The sequence below is a fragment of the Oceaniferula spumae genome (assembly GCF_042849255.1).
In the GTDB taxonomy this organism is placed as follows: Bacteria; Verrucomicrobiota; Verrucomicrobiia; order Verrucomicrobiales; family Akkermansiaceae; genus Oceaniferula; species Oceaniferula spumae.
The window spans coordinates 665,516-684,567 of the sequence record NZ_AP026866.1; the positions used below are offsets into that span (position 1 = coordinate 665,516).

Annotated in this window: 18 protein-coding genes; 10 read left to right on the forward strand and 8 right to left on the reverse strand. The window is 50.2% G+C overall.

The window, feature by feature from the left end; genetic code table 11:
- Positions 1-154 precede the first annotated feature (154 nt).
- From ACSPJT_RS02870 to ACSPJT_RS02880, 3 genes are all read right to left on the reverse strand, one after another.
- Positions 155-613: a rhodanese-like domain-containing protein gene (locus ACSPJT_RS02870; protein WP_435894864.1), complete on the reverse strand. Its 459-nt coding sequence runs from the start codon at positions 611-613 to the stop codon at positions 155-157.
- A 271-nt stretch (positions 614-884) separates the two neighbouring features.
- Positions 885-1,028: a hypothetical protein gene (locus tag ACSPJT_RS02875; protein ID WP_435894865.1), complete on the reverse strand. Its 144-nt coding sequence runs from the start codon at positions 1,026-1,028 to the stop codon at positions 885-887.
- A gap of 9 nt (positions 1,029-1,037) precedes the next feature.
- The gene (locus tag ACSPJT_RS02880; protein WP_435894866.1) at positions 1,038-1,352 is read right to left on the reverse strand and encodes a rhodanese-like domain-containing protein; all 315 of its coding nucleotides are present in this window, start codon (positions 1,350-1,352) and stop codon (positions 1,038-1,040) included.
- 224 nt (positions 1,353-1,576) lie between these two features.
- Here ACSPJT_RS02880 and ACSPJT_RS02885 point away from each other — a divergent pair, with 224 nt between their 5' ends.
- The 5 genes from ACSPJT_RS02885 (at position 1,577) to ACSPJT_RS02905 (ending at position 4,173) form a co-directional block, all read left to right on the forward strand.
- Positions 1,577-2,215 carry a DUF2959 domain-containing protein gene (locus tag ACSPJT_RS02885; protein ID WP_435894867.1) on the forward strand — a complete coding sequence of 213 codons (639 nt, stop codon included), beginning with the start codon at positions 1,577-1,579 and terminating at the stop codon, positions 2,213-2,215.
- Between the two features lie 180 nt (positions 2,216-2,395).
- Entirely contained in the window at positions 2,396-3,067 is a 672-nt protein-coding gene (locus ACSPJT_RS02890; RefSeq protein WP_435894868.1) for a 2OG-Fe(II) oxygenase, read from the forward strand.
- A 189-nt stretch (positions 3,068-3,256) separates the two neighbouring features.
- Positions 3,257-3,484 (forward strand): hypothetical protein, encoded by a 228-nt coding sequence (locus ACSPJT_RS02895; RefSeq protein ID WP_435894869.1) that lies wholly within the window; start codon positions 3,257-3,259, stop codon positions 3,482-3,484.
- A 91-nt stretch (positions 3,485-3,575) separates the two neighbouring features.
- Entirely contained in the window at positions 3,576-3,755 is a 180-nt protein-coding gene (locus tag ACSPJT_RS02900; protein WP_435894870.1) for a hypothetical protein, read from the forward strand.
- Positions 3,697-4,173 carry a hypothetical protein gene (locus ACSPJT_RS02905; RefSeq protein WP_435894871.1) on the forward strand — a complete coding sequence of 159 codons (477 nt, stop codon included), beginning with the start codon at positions 3,697-3,699 and terminating at the stop codon, positions 4,171-4,173. The genes ACSPJT_RS02900 and ACSPJT_RS02905 overlap by 59 nt, the downstream gene beginning before the upstream one ends.
- 243 nt (positions 4,174-4,416) lie before the next feature.
- Here the strand turns inward: ACSPJT_RS02905 and ACSPJT_RS02910 are convergent, their stop codons facing one another.
- The 3 genes from ACSPJT_RS02910 to ACSPJT_RS02920 are packed head-to-tail and all read right to left on the reverse strand — an operon-like array spanning position 4,417 to position 7,119.
- Positions 4,417-5,634, reverse strand: a complete 1,218-nt coding sequence (locus ACSPJT_RS02910; protein ID WP_435894872.1) for a type II restriction endonuclease — start codon at positions 5,632-5,634, stop codon at positions 4,417-4,419.
- A 5-nt stretch (positions 5,635-5,639) separates the two neighbouring features.
- Positions 5,640-6,896: a DNA (cytosine-5-)-methyltransferase gene (gene dcm, locus ACSPJT_RS02915; RefSeq protein WP_435894873.1), complete on the reverse strand. Its 1,257-nt coding sequence runs from the start codon at positions 6,894-6,896 to the stop codon at positions 5,640-5,642.
- Entirely contained in the window at positions 6,889-7,119 is a 231-nt protein-coding gene (locus ACSPJT_RS02920) for a helix-turn-helix transcriptional regulator (RefSeq protein ID WP_435894874.1), read from the reverse strand. Before ACSPJT_RS02920 ends, dcm begins: the two co-directional genes overlap by 8 nt.
- Positions 7,120-7,991: 872 nt before the next feature.
- Here ACSPJT_RS02920 and ACSPJT_RS02925 point away from each other — a divergent pair.
- The gene (locus ACSPJT_RS02925; RefSeq protein WP_435896171.1) at positions 7,992-8,546 is read left to right on the forward strand and encodes a hypothetical protein; all 555 of its coding nucleotides are present in this window, start codon (positions 7,992-7,994) and stop codon (positions 8,544-8,546) included.
- A 173-nt stretch (positions 8,547-8,719) separates the two neighbouring features.
- Here the strand turns inward: ACSPJT_RS02925 and ACSPJT_RS02930 are convergent, their stop codons facing one another.
- Positions 8,720-9,232 carry a very short patch repair endonuclease gene (locus ACSPJT_RS02930; protein WP_435894875.1) on the reverse strand — a complete coding sequence of 171 codons (513 nt, stop codon included), beginning with the start codon at positions 9,230-9,232 and terminating at the stop codon, positions 8,720-8,722.
- 312 nt (positions 9,233-9,544) lie between these two features.
- Here ACSPJT_RS02930 and ACSPJT_RS02935 point away from each other — a divergent pair, with 312 nt between their 5' ends.
- The 3 genes from ACSPJT_RS02935 (at position 9,545) to ACSPJT_RS02945 (ending at position 12,115) form a co-directional block, all read left to right on the forward strand.
- Positions 9,545-10,267 (forward strand): DUF6498-containing protein, encoded by a 723-nt coding sequence (locus tag ACSPJT_RS02935; RefSeq protein WP_435894876.1) that lies wholly within the window; start codon positions 9,545-9,547, stop codon positions 10,265-10,267.
- A gap of 268 nt (positions 10,268-10,535) precedes the next feature.
- Positions 10,536-11,225 (forward strand): NAD-dependent deacylase, encoded by a 690-nt coding sequence (locus ACSPJT_RS02940; protein WP_435894877.1) that lies wholly within the window; start codon positions 10,536-10,538, stop codon positions 11,223-11,225.
- Positions 11,226-11,683: 458 nt separating this feature from the next.
- The gene (locus tag ACSPJT_RS02945; protein WP_435894878.1) at positions 11,684-12,115 is read left to right on the forward strand and encodes a hypothetical protein; all 432 of its coding nucleotides are present in this window, start codon (positions 11,684-11,686) and stop codon (positions 12,113-12,115) included.
- An 83-nt stretch (positions 12,116-12,198) separates the two neighbouring features.
- Here the strand turns inward: ACSPJT_RS02945 and ACSPJT_RS02950 are convergent, their stop codons facing one another.
- Positions 12,199-12,981, reverse strand: a complete 783-nt coding sequence (locus ACSPJT_RS02950) for a thiazole synthase (RefSeq protein ID WP_435894879.1) — start codon at positions 12,979-12,981, stop codon at positions 12,199-12,201.
- Between the two features lie 249 nt (positions 12,982-13,230).
- Here ACSPJT_RS02950 and ACSPJT_RS02955 point away from each other — a divergent pair, with 249 nt between their 5' ends.
- Positions 13,231-18,993, forward strand: a complete 5,763-nt coding sequence (locus ACSPJT_RS02955) for an alpha-2-macroglobulin family protein (RefSeq protein ID WP_435894880.1) — start codon at positions 13,231-13,233, stop codon at positions 18,991-18,993.
- Positions 18,994-19,052 lie beyond the last annotated feature (59 nt).

The window sequence follows — 19,052 nt, forward strand, 5'->3', positions numbered from 1 at the left end:
TGAAGTCTTGGGACTGCCTGAGCCGCCCCACCATCGGCACTAGCGCAGCCAACTTGCGGTTCTTGACTCACGTTCTCCTAAAAAACAACACCCTCCAGCCATTGCGGACCGGAGGGTGTTTTTTGTTAATTGGTTTGATTAAAAAGTCGCCAGATTAGGCATCTTTCTTGGTGGCTTTGTCACCGCTTTCGACTTCTGCCTTAGCTTCTTTCCAGCCGGAGATACCCACCTTCATGTGTTTGATGTTAGTATAGCCCAGCTTCTTGGCTGCCATAGCGGGGCGCATCCATGCACCGCACTTAGGACCACCACAATATGCCACGATCAGGGCGTCTTTGTCCTTGGGAAGTGCAGAAGCGAGGTCGCTCTTCACTGCAGCCCAATGAATGGCACCTGGGACGTGTGCTTTCTTGTAGGAGGCTCCTGCGTTGGCATCAATCACAGTCACTTTGCCTTCCTTCACAGCCGCCTGTAGCTCGGCCACAGAAAGGTCAGCGAACTTGCCGCCTTTGGCTTTTTTCTCCTTGGTGGCACCTTCCGCGAAAGTTTGTTCGGCGGAAACCAAGGCTCCTATACAAGCAACAGCGGCGATCAGTAATGTATTTAATTTCATAGCGTCCTCAATTAAGAACAGTATCAGAAAATTGCTAGCGGAAATGTTGGGAAAAAGGTCATATTTTTGAACCTCTTAAAACACTAACTGGTTGGGAAACATGAGCCTGATTCATAGTGAACTCTTACCCGAAAACCGACACCCAGCACGAACAAACGCCCCCCCGAGCCTCACGGCTCACCAATTTGCCACATAAAAAAACAACCCCCAGATCGTTGATGACCTGAGGGCGTTATTTGCTAAGAGTTAGTTGCTGTTTATGAGATGGAACTTAGTGCGAATGCTCCTTGCCATCTCCGTGATCATGTTTGCCTTTTTCCACATCCGCCTTAGCGGCCTTCCAGCCGGAAATACCGGCCTTCATGTGTTTGATATTCGTATACCCCAGTTTCTTCGCTGCGACCGCAGCTTTCATCCAGGATCCTCACTTAGGGCCACTGCAGTAGGCCAGAATCAAGGCCCCTTTGTCCTCAGGCAGATGCTTGGCCAGATCCTTGCTTACGGAAGCAAAGTGGATTGCCGTTGGGACATGCCCGGCATCGTAAGATTTCTTGCCGTTGACATCGATCACAGTGATCTTGCCATCCTTTAAAGCCTCTTGCACTTCCTTCACAGACATGTCTGCGAAGCTTGCCTTGGCTTTCTTATCTTTGGTCGCCGCCTGGGCCATAGCCCGGTCGGCAGGTGCCACCACAGCCAAACAGGCCACGGCAGCAATTAATAACGTATGTATTTTCATAGCCTTACCAATAAAGGGCAATCTCAGAGAATAGCGAGTGAAAATCGGTGACAATAACCTGACTTGGGAAGCACTCTGATCGAAAACCCATCACAAAAAGGAACTCACCCCTTCCCACAGTCATCATATTTCCATTGCTGGCTACTCAGATTTCAGTGACTATTTCCCCCGATCTAACGCTCTATTACATTCACCACTCCTAATTCCTAATTCTAAATTCCACCATGCGCAGCCTCATCATCCTCCCCACCCTTCTCATTCTCGTTTCCTGCTCATCCGTTTATTATGGTGCGATGGAAAAAGTCGGCGTTCACAAGCGCGACATCATGGTATCCCGGGTCAAAAAGGCCCGAAGTAGCGAGCAAGAGGCCAAGAAGGTCTTTAACTCCGCCCTCGATGAATTCATCGCCGTCACTGGCTACAAGGGCGGCGATCTGGAGAAGCAATACAACCGCGTCAACAAAGCCTACCTCTCTGCCGAGAAACAAGCCGCCGAGGTGAAGTCCCGCCACGACGATGTCGAAAACGTCTCCAAAGCCCTCTTCCGCGAATGGAAGAAGGAAATCAAACAATACGAAAACCCCGAGTTCAAAGCCGAGTCTTCCCGACAGCTCAAGGCCGCGCAATCCCGCTACACCACGCTCATGGCCGCCATGCGTCGCGCCGAGAAATCGCTCGATCCCGTGCTACGCAAATTCCGCGACCACTCCCTGTTCCTGAAGCACAACCTGAACTCCCGCGCCATCGCCTCCCTAGAAGGACAGGTGAAAACCACCCGCATCGAAGTCAGCCGACTGATCAAGGAAATGGAAGCCGCCATCGCGGAAGCCGATCAGTTCATCAAGCAACTGGAGAATCCATAACTGAACCGCAAATCTTGCGAATTTGGCGAATCTTGCAGGGCTTGTGAATTCGTTTCTTTGACCGCGAAATCGAACTCTCAAGCCATCTCTTCATTCGCGAAAATCAGCGTCCATTCGCGGTTAAAATTGAATTGACCACGCCGCCAAAACCGCCGCATACCTGCCGATAGCAAACCACTCATGATCAATCTCTTCAGCACCCTCGTCGAGTTCTCTGCGCCAAGCTTCCCTCTGGATGAGCTGGCCGATCAAATCGCAGCCCCCGGCTACGCCCATTTCCCAAACATCATGCCCGCCTCCGCCATCGTGGAGCTGATTGATATCCTTGAAGAAAAGGAAGCCGCTGACGCCCTGCACCTCGCCGGCGTCGGCCAAGGTGCCGCGCTCGATCGCAAACCGGAAATCCGCTCGGACTCGATCTTCTGGCTCGAAGACGTCGATCCCTCACCGGCCGTCATCCACTGGCTCTCCGCCATGCGCCAGATCCGCGAACACCTGCGTCGCTCCCTGTTTCTTCCCTTAGAATCCTACGAGGGACATCTGGCGCGGTATCCGGTAGGCGGCTTCTACAAACCCCACCTCGATCAACACCAGGCCTGTCCCACCCGCCAGATCACCATCATCGCCTACCTGAATACCGACTGGCAGCCAGGCGACGGCGGCGAGCTCCGCCTCTACACCTCCCCAGAGCAAGGCATCCAAGGCCCCCACATCGACTTCGCCCCCACCGCCGGCACCATCATCGCCTTCCGCAGCGCCGACTTCTGGCACGAAGTCCTCCCCGCCAAAGTCCCAAGGCTTTCCCTAACAGGCTGGCTGAGAGGTCGGGAGATTGATCCGACGAAAGTGTAAGTTAGGGCTCTGGTAAGAGAGGTTTTTTAACCGCGAAAGAACGCGAATTTACGCGAAAGCGAGAGTTGATCTCTCACGTGAGTGCTCACATCGTGTTATTGGTTCACGCGTAAAATGGCTATCTACCCGCCACTAACTGGCTTCCACAATCTTCATTGATTTAGATACCACCGTTGTTACAATAACTCTGTGGCCACTCCAACAAAAGATCGCTCGCATTGGGTTGTTAAGAAATTTACGAGCCATGACGATTTACGAACGTATGGAATCAAGGAGTGGCAGAAACTTTCAGGTGCTGCTCGCCGACAAGCCGCTTGGGAACTCGTTTATGATTATTGTGTTGGCGTGAAAGGAATGAATCCGGATGAACTCAGGCTTCAAAAAACCGTCACACGTATTCGGCGTAATGTTGGCTAGAGTGTCGGCCATTAGCAAAAGAGGATAGACACGAGCATGTTAATGCTTCCTTGCCGATCTTGGTAGCAAGGTATAGAATGCGGCAGAAATCATGAGCGATATCGGCACCATCCGCAAAACCGTCGGCAGACCTTTGGAAACGCTTTCCCCATTCCAAAGGCTCGAACGTCTGCGCCAGAATGCCCGCCCATTCAGTCAGAACCAAAAACATCATGACGACTCCGATCGAATCATCATTCGAAAAACTGTTGGTGCTCCTCGTCCAGAATGACGTTGAGTTTACCACCGTCGGGGGAATTGCTGTGTGTCTAAACGGCTATGTGCGCCTGACCGAAGATGTCGACATTCTCGTCGCTCCGGCAAAGGACAACATCCTCCGGTTGATCGATGTACTATCAGGTTTTGGTGAAGGTTTTGCCGCCGGCCTGACACCTGACGATTTTTCTGATGAGGAGGGAGCGATACGTGTCATTGAGGCCACGGAAAACTGTCACGTAGATATCTTCACTCGCATGCAGGGCCTTTATTTGGAAGACTTCCGCGATGATATTCAGCATTTTGAAACCTCGGACGGCGCACTCGTGCCTTATCTGGGTTCAAAAAGTCTCGTCCGCCTGAAATCTACCTCCCTACGCGAAAAGGACCGTGTCGATGTCAGCGTGCTTAAGGGCATACTAGGTTCCGAGTGACGCGATTCTTCATAAAGGGCTTTTACACAAGACCGCAAATAAGGAGGGTGGATCATTCCTATCCACCGGCAACCCTAGAGCCTAACCTTGGAGTCTTTTAAACCGCGAAATACGCCAACTACGCGAAAGCCGAATCTCGTCATCCGCATGAGCGGATATCTTGATCTGTGTCCATCCGTGTTCATCTGCGTTAAAAGGAAAAGATCATGCTCTCCAGTGTCTGAAAACCCATCGAGTTCAGCGTCACAGGAAAAGTTGCTGCTGTCTTACCGTCGATATAAACTCTTCCAAAGTAAGTATTTTTCTTCGCCAATCTCTTGGAAAAGATTTTCGGTTTGGTTCAGGAACGACCAATTGGAGTCCACCACGATCCATTTCTGTAAGTTGATTAGTGCTAACACCTTCTTGAAGAGTAAATAAATGCTTGATTTCAATTTTGTTAGCCTCAGAGAGAACTTGGCGCCACCTATCTTTACAGCAAGTTTTGGCTGCTAGCATTTTTAACTTTGATCGTTCAAATTCAGGGTCGTGATATGCACTAGCAGAAGGAAATAAGAAATCTGGTTTTTTACGTGTTTCCGTCATTGCTTGGGTTTCAAATATCAAACGCTCCTCTTTGAATATAGATTCTAAATTTAATTCAAGTGACATGCCAGATCTGGATTTTCTTCGATTGGCCACGGACAGAGCTAATGACAAAAACTTATCTAGTGTCTCAAATCCCTCTTTTAAGTGTGGCTGAACATGAAATTTTTCGATTATTTCAAATAATTCAAATTCCTTAGCTCTACGCTGAAGTAGTAAACGGTCTAATGATCCGGATCTCTCGGCATGAGGTAATAACTCAACAATGTGTTCATATATTTTACGGCCAGTAGGAAACTCATCTAACCATTCACGAGGGATTTCAGCGTGCTGATCCTCAGAGCTGTGATTAAATGTGAGGTGTCTATCAGAATCATAAAAAGAGCCCGGATCCACAGGTTCTCCCAACCATTCTTCAAAAAATTTATCTTCTTCTTTAGACTCGGCCACTAGGGCAACAGCTTGATAGCCTGCCTCCCTTTTCTTGACTGCAAATATTAATATGCATCCAGTATTTTCTGAGTTCTGGGCCGGAGCTTCAGCACCACCCCAACCTGTAAGACGGAATTCGTCGTATTTTTTCTTTAAGCCTTTTTCAGGGAAATGCTTCGAATTGTAATAGATAGCTCGGAGGTCAGTTTTTATATCACATTGTGGCATGTAGCACGGAAAATTGACTCTCGGATTATGGCACTCAGTTGTATTTACCTCAGGAATGAATTTTTCGAAAAACATTCTAGGGAAGTAAACTCCAGCTTGATGACCTCCTGTAAGGCCGGTGTCGTTACCAGATAGCCGCTTAGCAATCCACTTGTAGCCCTCGGTATTAAGAATCTCCAAATACTCAGTAAATGATTTACCTTTGAGTTCATGCATAACGTTTAGATGCTCCTCGTGTTAAGAATTTCAGCAATTTGCATAGCAGTCGCCTGAACAGCAGGAACGGCGACACTGTTTCCTATTTGTCGGTATGCTTGCGTATTTGAAACAGGAAAAACAAACTTCTTTGGATCGTATCCCTGTAGCTGCATGGCTTCTTTAACGGTTAAGCGACGTGGTCGATCGCCATTCTGCTCCACAAGTATTTCAGCTCCGTCCTTGTGGTAGCGGGCGGATATGGTACGGGTCACCTCGCCTTGCCCTATTGGGAAAGTGTGAATGCCATAGCCAAATCCGTTACCTTTTTTGGCATGGTTTGCTTTGTGCCGTATGAGGGTGTCCCAAGTTCCCGGTCCCAAAGTATGACCTTCAACGTTTTTACTTATAATCTTACTCAATTCTGGGTATTTATAATTTGCGGGAGGATCAGTAGGAATAATTATATCATCTATCTCAATGGTCACCTGGTCAGGATCATAGCCTACTATAAATATACGCTGCCGATTCTGAGGGACCCAATTAGCACCATTAACTATTTTCCAGCGAATTACATAACCCAATTCATCGACCAGTGTTTTCCTGATTACTTCAAATGTCTTTCCTTTGTCATGAGATAGTAAATTTTTCACATTCTCGAGCATGAATGCTTTTGGCCGGCAATGTTTGATGATTCGTTTAATATCGAAGAACAGGGTTCCTTGTGTTTCGTCATCAAACCCATGCTTTTTACCTAACGAATTTTTCTTGGAGACTCCCGCGAGAGAGAATGGCTGACAAGGAAATCCAGCACAAAGAACATCGTGCATGGGTATTTCTTTCTCGGAAATTTGTGTAATGTCGCCGTATGGAACTTCTCCAAAGTTTCGTTCGTAAGTTTGCTTTGCGAACCTATCCCATTCGCTAGTAAACACGCATTCTCCACCAGCCTGTTGAAAAGCTAGGCGAAAGCCGCCGATACCGGCGAAAAGATCTATGAATTTAAACGCTGGGGTTTCTGGGGGCTGAAAATTTGACGGACGATCCCCAAAATCTAGGGCAATCTGTCCATCCCCGCTGCAAAGCCGACCCTCGAACTCTGCTAAATAACCTTGGATTACAGATATCAGCCCTTTGTAGTTGGGTTTCTTCAGCTTGGGGGGGCAAGTGTTTGGCTCTCGAAGTAAGTGACAGACAATTGCTCCAGCATCCTCATTTGATTTCAAATGATCTGATTCGAGCAGCAGGCTTTTCAGTTCTTCATATGAAGGAGCTTTAATCATTTCCGACTCCTTCCGTAATAACGCTCAAGGTTGTGTTCAGAGCCTTCGCGATCTTCAAAGCCGAAGTAATTGTAGGATTCCGTTCGCCTCTCTCAACGCCACCTACGTATGTTCGATCAAGACCAGCCTCTAGTGCCAGGTCCTCTTGCGACAACCCTTTCGATTCCCTAATTCTACGTATATTCTTACCTAGCTTTACTAGGCTGGCTTCTTTGATATTCACAAAGGTAGCATGGCGCAGATGATACTTTACAGTCCACGGACTATAAGTATCACCTTTGTGTAATATCGAATGCCATCACCCCCTACACTAATCCACCTACAACGGGCAAACCAGAGAGGGGCATCCTGTCAGAGTTAGACCGCCCCTGTGGGGCTTGATTCGGTGGCGGACGGAGACCTAGGGCGATGGCCCTAGGCTGCGTTGGATTGCCCCCTTGGGGCGGAAGAATACGAATCACGGTTATGGGTCATTCACATACGAGCCTTTCCCCTTCAGCCACCTTGCTGGAGTTTTTTGCTGTCAGTCAGGACAACGTTAGCCTTCATCCGAAGGGCAGTTTCGAGGGCTGAAAACTCATCACCTTGGCAACTGTCAAGGAATCCTTGACAGCTCAACCCGAAGGTAAACGCGAGGTTTAAAGTAGATTCAAGTGATTTCATGCACGTGGCATGAGATTATCTAGACGCAGTGCTGGTCTTCAGACCTTCTGCCACTGCCGATTGTTAGGCCGCCCCCGTGGGGCTTGACTCAGTGGTGACGGTCGGAGACCTAGGGCGATGCCCTATGCTGCGTTAGCTTGCCCCTTTGGGGCGGAAGATTCTGACTCTCGAAGTTCTGAATTCATGCTGGGAATTTACCCGTTCAAACTCTAGAATCTCAGTTCGGATCTTTGTTCTGTTTAATATGAACTCACAGTAAGACCTCTACTTTTCACTTTGATTTTTCCGCCATAAAACGTAATGTCATCCCATGGACCAAGCGATTCTGATTCGGGAGTCACGTTCTCAACACTTGTTACGTAGTTCAGAGGACGCTGCAAAGCAGCTTCGCGCCTTCAAGCAGGTTCTACCAATTACTTCGAAGAACTCGCCATCTTCCGTGAGTTCGCCAAAGCCGGAGGACTCATCCTCGAAGAAACGCCGCGAGAGTTAGCCACGGCACCAGATGACGAGGGTAATGAACACCAAGTTTGGTTTCAGCCTTCTGTAGCATGTTTTCTCAAGACCACTTGGCCCGATCATTTTGGCATGCTCGAAGTGCACCGGCATGACGAGGAGCCACAAGCGTCTCCCATTGATTATTTGGAACGCTGGATGCTACACAACGAACTGTTCGGTGACTCTGTGGAATTTGTCGGAGCGTTAGACACGGTCGCTGGTTTGAGGATGGTGATTCGACAACCTGCGATCAAAGGACAACCTGCCAGCGATGAGCAAATTCATCAGTTTTTTGCAGAATCAGGATGGAAACGTTTCAAAATCGAAGGTGATATCGCCTATTTCGATCCCACACGAGAGCTGGTGGTATCCGATACTCACCGAGGAAATATTATTCTGATGGAGAACGGTGTTTTTGCCCCCATCGATCTGCGTGTTCAACCGCTGAACAGTGCCTTGCTCGACGCTGTGAAACGATTGACGTCATGAATTCAGGTAAGGAATTGGCCCGTGTCAGACCACAATGATTCGGCATGTTAGACCGCCCCTGTGGGGCTCGATTCGGTGGCGGGCGGAGACCTAGGGCGATGCCCTAGGCTGCGTTAGATGGCCTCTTTGGGGCGGAAGATTCTGACCACTAATAACCGACTACTGCCCACTGTCTACCGATCCCCCTCATACCACCCTTCCTCCTCAGCCACCATCGGGAGTTCACAGGTGTTTTCTGTGAAGCGGTATTCCATCGGTTTTTGTTCGATTAGGTATGGGAGTCGGCGGTTGAGAGTTTGGATTTTTTCCAGGTTTCTGAGTTCGCATTCCCAGATGGTGACTACGTTCCATCCGGCTTTGCGGAGCTGCGTGGCGGCGGTTTGGTCTCGGTCGCGGTTTTTGGTGATTTTTTCCTGCCAGAAATCGGGTCGGGTCTTGGGGATTCGGAAGCTTGGGCAATCGGGGTGGCCGTGCCAGAAGCAGCCGTGGACGAAGATCACGGTGTGGTATTTCGGCAGCACGATGTCGGGTTTTCCGGGGAGCTTTTTGTTGTTGGTGGCGTTGATGGTGAAGCGGTAGCCTTGCCGGTGTAGTAAGGAGCGAACGAGTCGTTCCGGCTTGGTGTTCTTGCCGCGAATTTGCGACATCACCCAGCTGCGTTTCTCTTTGGAAAAGATATCGGCCACTGATCTATTTTAGCCGCTAATGTTTAAACTCCAAATGGCAATTGAGGGCTTGGGATGACTATTCAATTTTGACCGCGAATTTGGCTAATTGGGCGAATTATTGCTTGGGTTGATTACTCATTTTTAACCACCGAAGGGACGGAATACACGGAAGTTGCTTGGGTTGCTTACTCGATTTAGACCGCTAGATACGCTAATGACGCGAAAGTTTGCTTGGGGCTGTGGGTCGGTTTGGGGATTAGATTTCCGGGAGTGTGGAGACTGGATAATATTTGAGGTTCGGCGTTGCTTGTTTCGTTTTTGAAAGCTGCTATGAAATGCGCATTCATGGATGGGAAGTTGAGTATGATGGGGATGCTGCCGGAGAAGAGGAGTTCTCTGGTGCTTATTTTTGTTTCCAACCTGATTCCGTTGTTCGGGGTGCTGTGGTGGGAGTGGGATTTGGCGAATGTGGTGCTGCTTTATTGGACGGAGAATCTGGTGATCGGTTTCTGGACCTTGGTGAAGATGATTACGGCTGGCGGTGGCGCGGGTGGCGGCACTCTGGATGCTCAAGGAAGTCCGCTGAATGTGCAGTCTAACAATGGATGTGGAGATGCATTCGGTAAGGTGTTTCTCTGTGGATTTTTCACGGTTCATTACGGCATGTTCTGCATGGGCCACGCCGCATTTATTCTGATGATTTTGGGCGCGGGGAATGGTACGGGTTTCTTTCCTTTCAAAACCATGATGGATCACGGACTGATTACCAGTGGCGTGCTGACGGGCACTGCTGTGATGCTAGTGACTCACGGCATTGATTTCGTGAAAAACTATCTGATGAGCGAAAACAGGAAAACGGCCACCGCCCATGCGATGATGTTCACGCCATACGGGCATATCGTGGTCGTGCACATCGCGATCCTTGCAGGTGCGGCGATCTCTATGGCGCAGGACTCCCCTTTCATTCTGCTGTTTTTGATCGTGGTGGGTAAGATGATCTTGGAAATCGTGACCCTCAAGGTGAAGGAGAAATTGATGGCGAAGGCTGGTTAGTTTTTTTGAACCACGGAATAATCGGAATTCACGGAAGTTGCTTGGGTTGATTATTCTTTTTAAACCGCTAAATACGCGAAAGTTTTCTTGGCTGATGAAGCCTGGGGATGCTGATTCGCATAACGATGCTGAGCTATTTATATTCTTCTGTTCTTTGCTCGGTTTTTATCCCAAATTCCTTTCGCGTATTTAGCGTATTTCGCGGTTACCCAATGTTTCATCAGCTTGGCAACTTTCCGTGATTGCCGCCGTCTCCGTGGTTCAATTTATGAAAAACATCTTTATCCTAACAGGTGCCGGTATTTCGGCGGAGTCTGGGCTGAAGACGTTTCGCGATGCGGGTGGATTATGGGAGGGGCACAAGGTGGAGGATGTAGCGACGCCGGGGGCTTTTGCGGTGGATCCGGAGCTGGTGCATCATTTTTACAATATGCGGCGCGAGCAGCTGGCTACGGTGGAGCCTAATGCGGCGCATGCGGCGCTGGCGAGGCTGCAGGAACACTTCGGGGAACATCTGACGCTGGTGACGCAGAATGTGGATGATCTCCATGAGCGGGCCGGATGCCGTGATGTGATTCACATGCATGGAGAGTTATTGAAAAAACGCTGTGCGTCTTGTGAAGTGGTGAGTCCGTGCACGGGGAGCCTGACGTATGATTGTGTCTGTGCCAACTGCGGCAGTGAGGGTCGGATGCGGCCGCACATTGTCTGGTTCGGTGAGATTCCGTTTTTTATGGATGAGATTCAGGAAAAACTCATTGAGGCGGATGTGTTTATTGCCATTGGCACGTCGGGTGTGGTTTATCCGGCAGCCGGATTTGCGGAGGTGGCGAAACACCACGGGGCAAAGACCATAGAGGTGAATCTCGATGGCACTGAGCAGTCTCCTCTTTTTGATGAGCATATCATCGGTAAGGCGAGTGAGACGGTGCCTATGTTGGTGGAACGGTTGCGTTGAGCGAGTGGTGAGGTGGCGATGTTTTCAGGTAACTCGAGGCCACGGACTCCGGTCTATGAACTTGGCCTTCAGCCAAGGATGCTCGATATGTGTCTGTTTCTTGGGGATTCTCCCCAAGCTGGTATGAATTTCCCCGTTGGGGAAAGGCGAGTCCTGTCTCCTGTCTCCTGTCTCCTGTCTCCTGACACCCGACTCCTGACCAACCCCACATCTCACTGTAGATGAACAACTAACACAGCCACCCACCCTGATCTACACGCTTGTGTAACTTGCTGCCCGAGAAATGTTCGCATCAGAGCTCGTTCCGTCGCCTATTTGGGGTTCACCTAGCTACAATATTGATGACGAAATATACATTTCGCCATCGTTGACAGTTTACCAATTCGGAGGCAAGTGGCACGTGCATTGCTTGCTCGCACTCGCAGGACGCATGCTGCTAACCAACCCAATTTATACCAATGCCAAAAAAACCATCCAAAACTACAACCAAGAAGGTTGCCAAAAAATCGGCTGTTAAAAAGACAGCTAAAAAAGCCGTGACCAAAGCAGCTAAAAAAACTGCCAAGAAGGCCACCAAAAAAGTTGCCAAGAAAGCCGTGAAAAAAGCGGCTAAGAAAACTACGAAAACAGCCACCACCAAAAAAACAGCGAAGAAGGCAGCTGTGAAAAAAGTGGCGAAGAAGGCAGCCAAGAAGGTTAGCAAGGCTAAAGCCGCTACCACCAGCACTATTAAAGAAACTCCCGCAGTGTCAGCTCCTCAGCCGAGCACTGAGGAAGTCCGCTTGACCGCATACCTCAATTATAAGGAGCGTGTCGAAAAAGGCATCTACGGCGATGCTGTTGGCGATTGGCACCATGCCGAGACTAAGCTGTTACAGGCAGCCAGCTAATCCCAAACCCGCAAATCAACTTATCAGCCGTCCTTTCACCAGAAAGGGCGGCTTTTTCGTGTTGCCCTCCTGTGTGGCGAGCATCAATCCAGGAAACCTGTCAGTGGGCTCGTGGCTGATGCGTGATCGATAATTTCAGGAAGCCCCATTTCATAGGCGGCGCGACCAGCTTCTACAGCCAATTTGAATGCCTCACCCATGCGCATAGGATCAGAGGCAATGGCCATGGCCGTATTCACAAGAACCGCATCGGCACCTAATTCCATGGCTTCGGCAGCATGGCTGGGAACGCCTAGGCCAGCATCTACTACGACGGGGACGATGGCCTGATCGATGATAATACGGATTTGATCACGGGTGACGACACCTTTGTTAGATCCAATTGGAGCTCCAAGCGGCATCACTGCCGCAGTGCCGACCTCTTGTAAACGTTTCGCCAGAACCGGATCGGCATTGATGTAGGGCAGGACGGTGAATCCTTCTTTGACGAGAATTTCGGCAGCTTTGAGAGTTTCGATCGGATCGGGTAGCAAGTAGGTGGGGTCGGGGTGGATTTCCAGCTTCACCCACTTTGGCAATCCAGCCGTCACTGCCAATCTCGCCAGCCTGACTGCTTCATCGGCATCCATCGCTCCGCTGGTGTTAGGCAGCAGAAGGTATTTATCCGGATCGATGAATTTCAGAATGTTCGCCTGGGGATCATCTCCGCCAGTGAGATCGGCACGGCGTAATGCCACCGTGACGATTTCCGTTCCACTTGAGGCCAAAGTGGCACTCATCAGCTCGCCAGAAGCAAACTTTCCGGTGCCTGCCATCAGTCGAGAGGAGAAAGTTCGGTCGGCGATTTTCAGCGGCTGGTTATTCATCGGGCGAGACATTAGCGTGCCGGATAGCCCATGCAAGCGCAAGGATGCGCCAAATTAGCTGAGTTCACCTCTGTGACCTTCATGTTTCTTGAAGTTTATTGCATAATCTTTGAAATATCTTCAGAATTATACGTCGTATCCATTAGAGAATAGCCATGGGCTTTTTCTCTCAAGGAGGTTGCTCCCGAGTAAAAAAAGAGCCCAGAGACGAACCTCCGCACTCCAATTTAACCTCAACATTCAACTCCAATGAAACATCCCCTACGCGCCTTGTTTGCGCTCACATTGCTGATCCCATTTTTCACAACGGGAATCAAAGCAGACACCACGATGCGAGTCTCCACCACACGACTCGTTCCGGAATCGAAAATTCAAATCATCTTTGATCGTGCCGTGATCCCGGATGACCAAGTCAATCAAGTCGCTGAGAACACCATTCTGGAGATCACTCCTCCATTGGAGGGTAAGATTCACTGGAAATCCGCCAACGTCGCAGATTTTGTAGCCAGTTCACCTCCGACCATGGGTGTCACCTACACCTTTTCATTGAACAAGGGCCTGGTTGATCGTGATGGCAAAGAAGTTCCAGCCATCAAACTGAAAACCATCGCCTCCGAACCATTCCGAGTCCAAGGCTCAAGCCGCCGATCCAAGTCCACTGACTACACCCGGCAACCAAGCTATTACGTTTACTTCAATGATGCTGTTAGCGCCGAAAACGCTGCCAGGTATTTTGTTTTTAAAAACAAAGCCGGCTTGATGGTGGCTGCGAATGTTCGCCGAGCAACATGGGATGATATCAAGTCGCGCTACTACCGCGGCTCAACATGGCAAGATCGATTCAAGGCGGCCCAATCGGGGAAAAAGATCGAACACAGCGAGGAACCCAACACGGAAATCCCCAACGCGCTGATGGTCACACCTGCCAATGCCCTCCCTGTGGGAGACGGCTGGTATCTCTTTGCCCTCCAAACCTTACCCAATGCCTCGAACACCACCACCGCACCACAAGGTCGGAGCATTTACATTGGAAACATCGAACCGTTTGAGTTGAAAACCGTGACCCCATATGTAGCCGCTAACAAGCCGCGAGAAATCCACGTACATTTCAGCTCACAGATGCCAGACGACCTCACTCAGGCTCAGTTAGCCGCATTGATCCGGACTTCCCCTGAACTCAAAAACGCCCACTACAAACAGCTGGGAAAAACCATCATCGTCAGTGGTGATCTCAGAGCTCAAAACAAATGGAAGGTGACGGTGAACCCCACCATTCCATCCTCCAATGGCTTGGTCATGGACAAGGCCATTTCCAAGGATATTGAATTCAAAACTCTGCACAGTGGTCTCGCCCTCCCCGCGTATGACTCAGCACAATATGCCAATGGTAACCGACTCTATGCACTGGAAACAGTCAATATCGCCTCGGTTAGAATCCGGGTGAAAAAGCTAACGCCAGACGATGCCATCCGCACCATGCAGGGATACCGTCACTATACAGGCAATGGACACAACAACAGCGACATCAGCCCTGAGCATCCCCTGCCCTACTCGATGATCTACGGCCAGACTGTTTATGACCGAACCATTTTCCTCGATAACAAAATCGATACCTCACGTGATCTCTCGCTCGACTGGAATGAGATTCTTCCTAAGGGCGAACGGACCACTACTTTCTTCGTCTCCGTCGAGGGTGTCGCTAAGGAAGAAGCCCGAGGCGGCAATCGCATCGCCCAATCACTAGTGCAGCTAACAGACATCGGCATGTGCTGGAAATTGAATGAGGAAGAAGCTGTGATCTATGCCTTCTCTTGCCTAACAGGTAAACCACTGGCCAATGTCCAGCTGCAAGTTTTCAACGAAGACGCTCAAGCTGCTGATACAGCGGTCACAAACGAAAATGGCATCGCACGCATTCCTCGCAATGCTGCGGCTCGACATCTGCGTGCCACATTGGAGAAGGATTGTTACATCATTCCATTTGATAACACCCTCGATACACTCGCACTTTGGAGATTTCCGGTGAACATCGATTGGAACCATCTCAAAGGCTGGAAACGCACAGCCACGATGTTTACCGATCGGAATCTCTATCGTCCTGGAGAAACTGTCCAGCTCAAGGGAGTCGCCCGCCGTTACCTCGACAACCAGATCGAACTCAACCCCGGAAAAACAGCGCAGTTAGTTATCAGTGACAGTGCTTCTCGGGTGTTAGTCGATCAGGAAATTACTCTATCGGCCAACGGCACCTTCGACTACACCCTCAAACTTCCTGCAGAAACTGTTGGGAATTTTACTGCCAAGCTCGTCTTCCCTGAAGATCCTGCTCATGCCAAAGAAGATAGCTGGATTACCGACCAACACCGTATTTTCAGCCACCGTTTCAATGTGCAGGAATTCCGTCGTAACGCTTATGAAGTCAGTTCTAACATCACGGAGCCAGAGATTGGCGCAGAAAACATCACCTTGAACCTCGAGGCCAACTACTACCAAGGACAACCGGTCAAGAATGGCACCGTTGCTTGGTATTTCGATGCCACCCAGACGGGTTTCTATCCGGAAAAATTCCGCAACTACTACTTTGGCGATCATCGCCGCTATGACCCGTGGTATTGGAGCCACTATTTTGGATACAATGACGACAGCACTCACCGAGGCAGCTCGGATAAAAATGGTAAAAGTCAGCTCGACGACAACGGCAAGGGCAACATTTCCTTCGACTTGCCAAAGCTGACCTTCCCCACCCCACTCGTCGTTGACCTTCACTCTGAAATCACCGACTCACGTGACCAGACTCTAACCACCAAAACAAAAACCACCGTCCACCCAGCTGACACCTACGTCGGAATTTCCCGCATCGATCGGCTGATCCGGGTAGGAGAAGCTCCAGCTCTAGAGTTGATCGCCGTCGATACCAAAGGAGAGCCTCGTAAGGATGCTCTGAAGATAACCGCGGTCATCGAACGTGAGTATAACGAGGCAGTGAAGATCAAATCAACCGACGGCAAAGTATCGGTCAAAAACACCAAAAAGACCGAAGTCGTCAGCGAACAGGAAATCACCATCGATCCCGACAAAGCCAACACCCTACCCTTCATCCCTGAGCACGCAGGTAAACATCTCGTCACCCTCAAAGGTACAGACAAAGACGGCCATACATTTTCCACCGCCAGCACTCTCTGGATTTACGGCAGTAAGGAATACCCATGGGCAGTGCAAGACGGTATGAAAATCAAACTCGTGCCCGAAAAAAAACGTTACCTGCCAGGCGACACAGCCCGATTATTGGTAATGACACCTATCGAGGGCACAGCTCTCGTTACCGTGGAGCGCGCTGGCGTCCACCGCGAATACCGTCGTGAACTCAAAGCGGATAATCCAGTGATTGAATTACCTCTCACAGACATGGATGCGCCCAATGCCTACGTCTCTGTAGTCGTCATTCGCGGAGCCGCTGCCAGCCCACGTAAACATAAAGAGCCCGTGCTCAAGTTAGGCTATTGCACCCTCAATGTCACCAATGTTAAAGACCGACTCAAAGTCGGCCTCGAAGTCGTCGGCAGTCAACACCGCCCGGGAGAAAAAACTGAGGTTACCGGCACCGTCATGATGTCAGACGGATCACCAGCTGCAGGTGCCGAAGTTGTGTTCTACGCCGAAGACGAGGGCACACTGGCTGTTGCTGGCTATAAGACGCCTAACCTGATGGACTTTTTCCATGCGCCCCGGCCTCTGTTAGTTCAATGCGGCACATCCTTCTCAACTTTCCTTGCGGAGAATCCTGATGATCGTAATTTTGGCAACAAAGGCTTCACCATCGGAGGTGGTGATGCAGATCCGTTTTCCGCTGGTGGCATTGCAGATGACGTCAAAGTCCGTAGCGACTTCAATCCATGTGCTGCATGGGTTCCAACAGTCACCACTGATGATGATGGCAAATTCAAAGTCACCATCGCCAACCCCGACACCCTCACGCGCTACCGTGTGATGGCAATCGCGATGCATGGGGCGAAGAAATTTGGTCACCAAACTACCGACTACACAGTCAATAAACCGCTGATGTTAGAACCGGGAACGCCGCGTTATGCCAGCGAAGGTGATCGGCTTTCACCCAAGGTTTTAGTGCAGAACAATTCCAAGTTTGAAGGAACTTGGGAGATCTCCCTCGAAACCGGTAGCATCACCCAGCCCACGACTGGCACACTGACTAGCACAGGGGGCAATACGATGTCGAAAACCATCAGTCTCAAACCTGGCGATGCCTCCACGGTTTACTTCGACGTCCAATTTGCCAATACCGGAACCGCACGCTGGGTCTGGTCAGCGGTGCCAGTGAAACTCGAAGGAGGCGAACAACTGACTCCGGTATTAGCCAAGGATCTTTCTGATAAAGCTGAGAGCAAATTTGAAGTCACCTACCCTGTGCCTACGATGCGCCAGGTGCAGTTCATCACGATGAATAGCAATCACCGCAGTGATCTACTCAAAGGAATGGATCCCGAACTACTTGGAGGCAGAGGTCACCTTGAGCTGGAGTTTTCAAATTCCTTGCTACTCGAAGCCGCAGGCGCTGCTGATTTCCTGCTGCACTATCCATATGGATGCGTTGAACAAACCACATCATCCCTGATGCCGTGGTTTGCCGTGCGTGATCTGAAAGCCGTCGTTCCAGGGTTCACCGGCAAAGCTGAGGGCGATATTTCCAAGGCGATACAAATCGGTGCTGACCGACTACTCACCATGCAAACTCGCGACGGAGGCCTCGCCTACTGGCCCGGTGGCAAAGAAGCCACTGACTGGGCAACCGCATACGGAGGAATGGGCCTGATCTTCGCCAAACGGAACGGTGCCAACGTCCCTGACTCCGCACTCGAAAAGCTTACCGCATGGATGGCCACGACGGTTAAAAAAGACCTCGACTCCCGCAGCAGATATCGCAGCTGGAATGAGGAAACTCGTGCTCGCACTCTCTATGTCCTGGCTCTGGCTGGAAAACCCGAGGTCGCCTTGCAGAACAAAATGTTAGACGATCGTGATAAACTCACTCCAACGGCCCGTTGCTTCCTGGCACTCGCCATTCATAGCTCCGGTGACACCGATGCCAACAAAGCAACCGCGCTATCGTTGCTCGAAAATATCCAACCCCGTGAGGAAACGAAACACTGGATGCGATACCATTCAGACGAAGCGATGCAAGTGCTCGCATGGTCTGAAATTGAGCCGACAGATCAGCGCGTTCATACCTCGATGAAGGCAATGTTAGGAAATAGAAACCCCTATGGTCACTGGCGCACCACATGGGGTAACTCATGGGCACTCCAGGCCATGGCCTCCTATGCCCGCAACGTGGAAAAAGATCGCAAGCCTTCGACCATACAGATCGTCAACAATGGAGAAACTCAAACCATTACTCTGAACAAACAGACACCTACGAAGTCAATCCGCCTGCCCTTGCAGGAAGGGCTTAAGCTGATCGCCAGCAGCGACAATACCGCGCACACCAATATCAAACTCAGTGCAAAACCTGAGTTGGCACCAACTGGGCCACGCGGATACAGCGGCATGTCTATCATCCGCCGCTACGAGCGCTTACTGCCCGATGGAAAAACCCAGCCGTTAGGAGAACCACAAGTAGGAGATCTGGTCAAGATCAGTCTCGATATCACATTCTCCACAGCTTTGGAGTATGTCGTGATTGAGGATCGTCTGCCTTCACTGTTCGAAGCCGTAAACAACGATTTCGCCAGCCAGAGTTCCAAGTTCAAAGGTAACTCTGATTACCAATGGAGCATCAACCACAAGGAACTGCGTTCGGATCGAGCATCCTTCTTTGTGAATCGCTCATGGAGTGGTGGCACCCGCACTGTTTCCTATCTGGCACGAGTCACAACAGCGGGCACAGCCACGGCACCAGCCGCTAAGGTTGAGTGCATGTATGACCCCATTCAGCTCGCACTCAGTGATAGTAAAAAATTAACCACCCTCAAAAAAGAAGCCGTGGTTGGGAAATAGCCATCAGGTCAATATCTCTCTAACTGAACCAACGAACAAATCGTCCTCGCATCAAATAA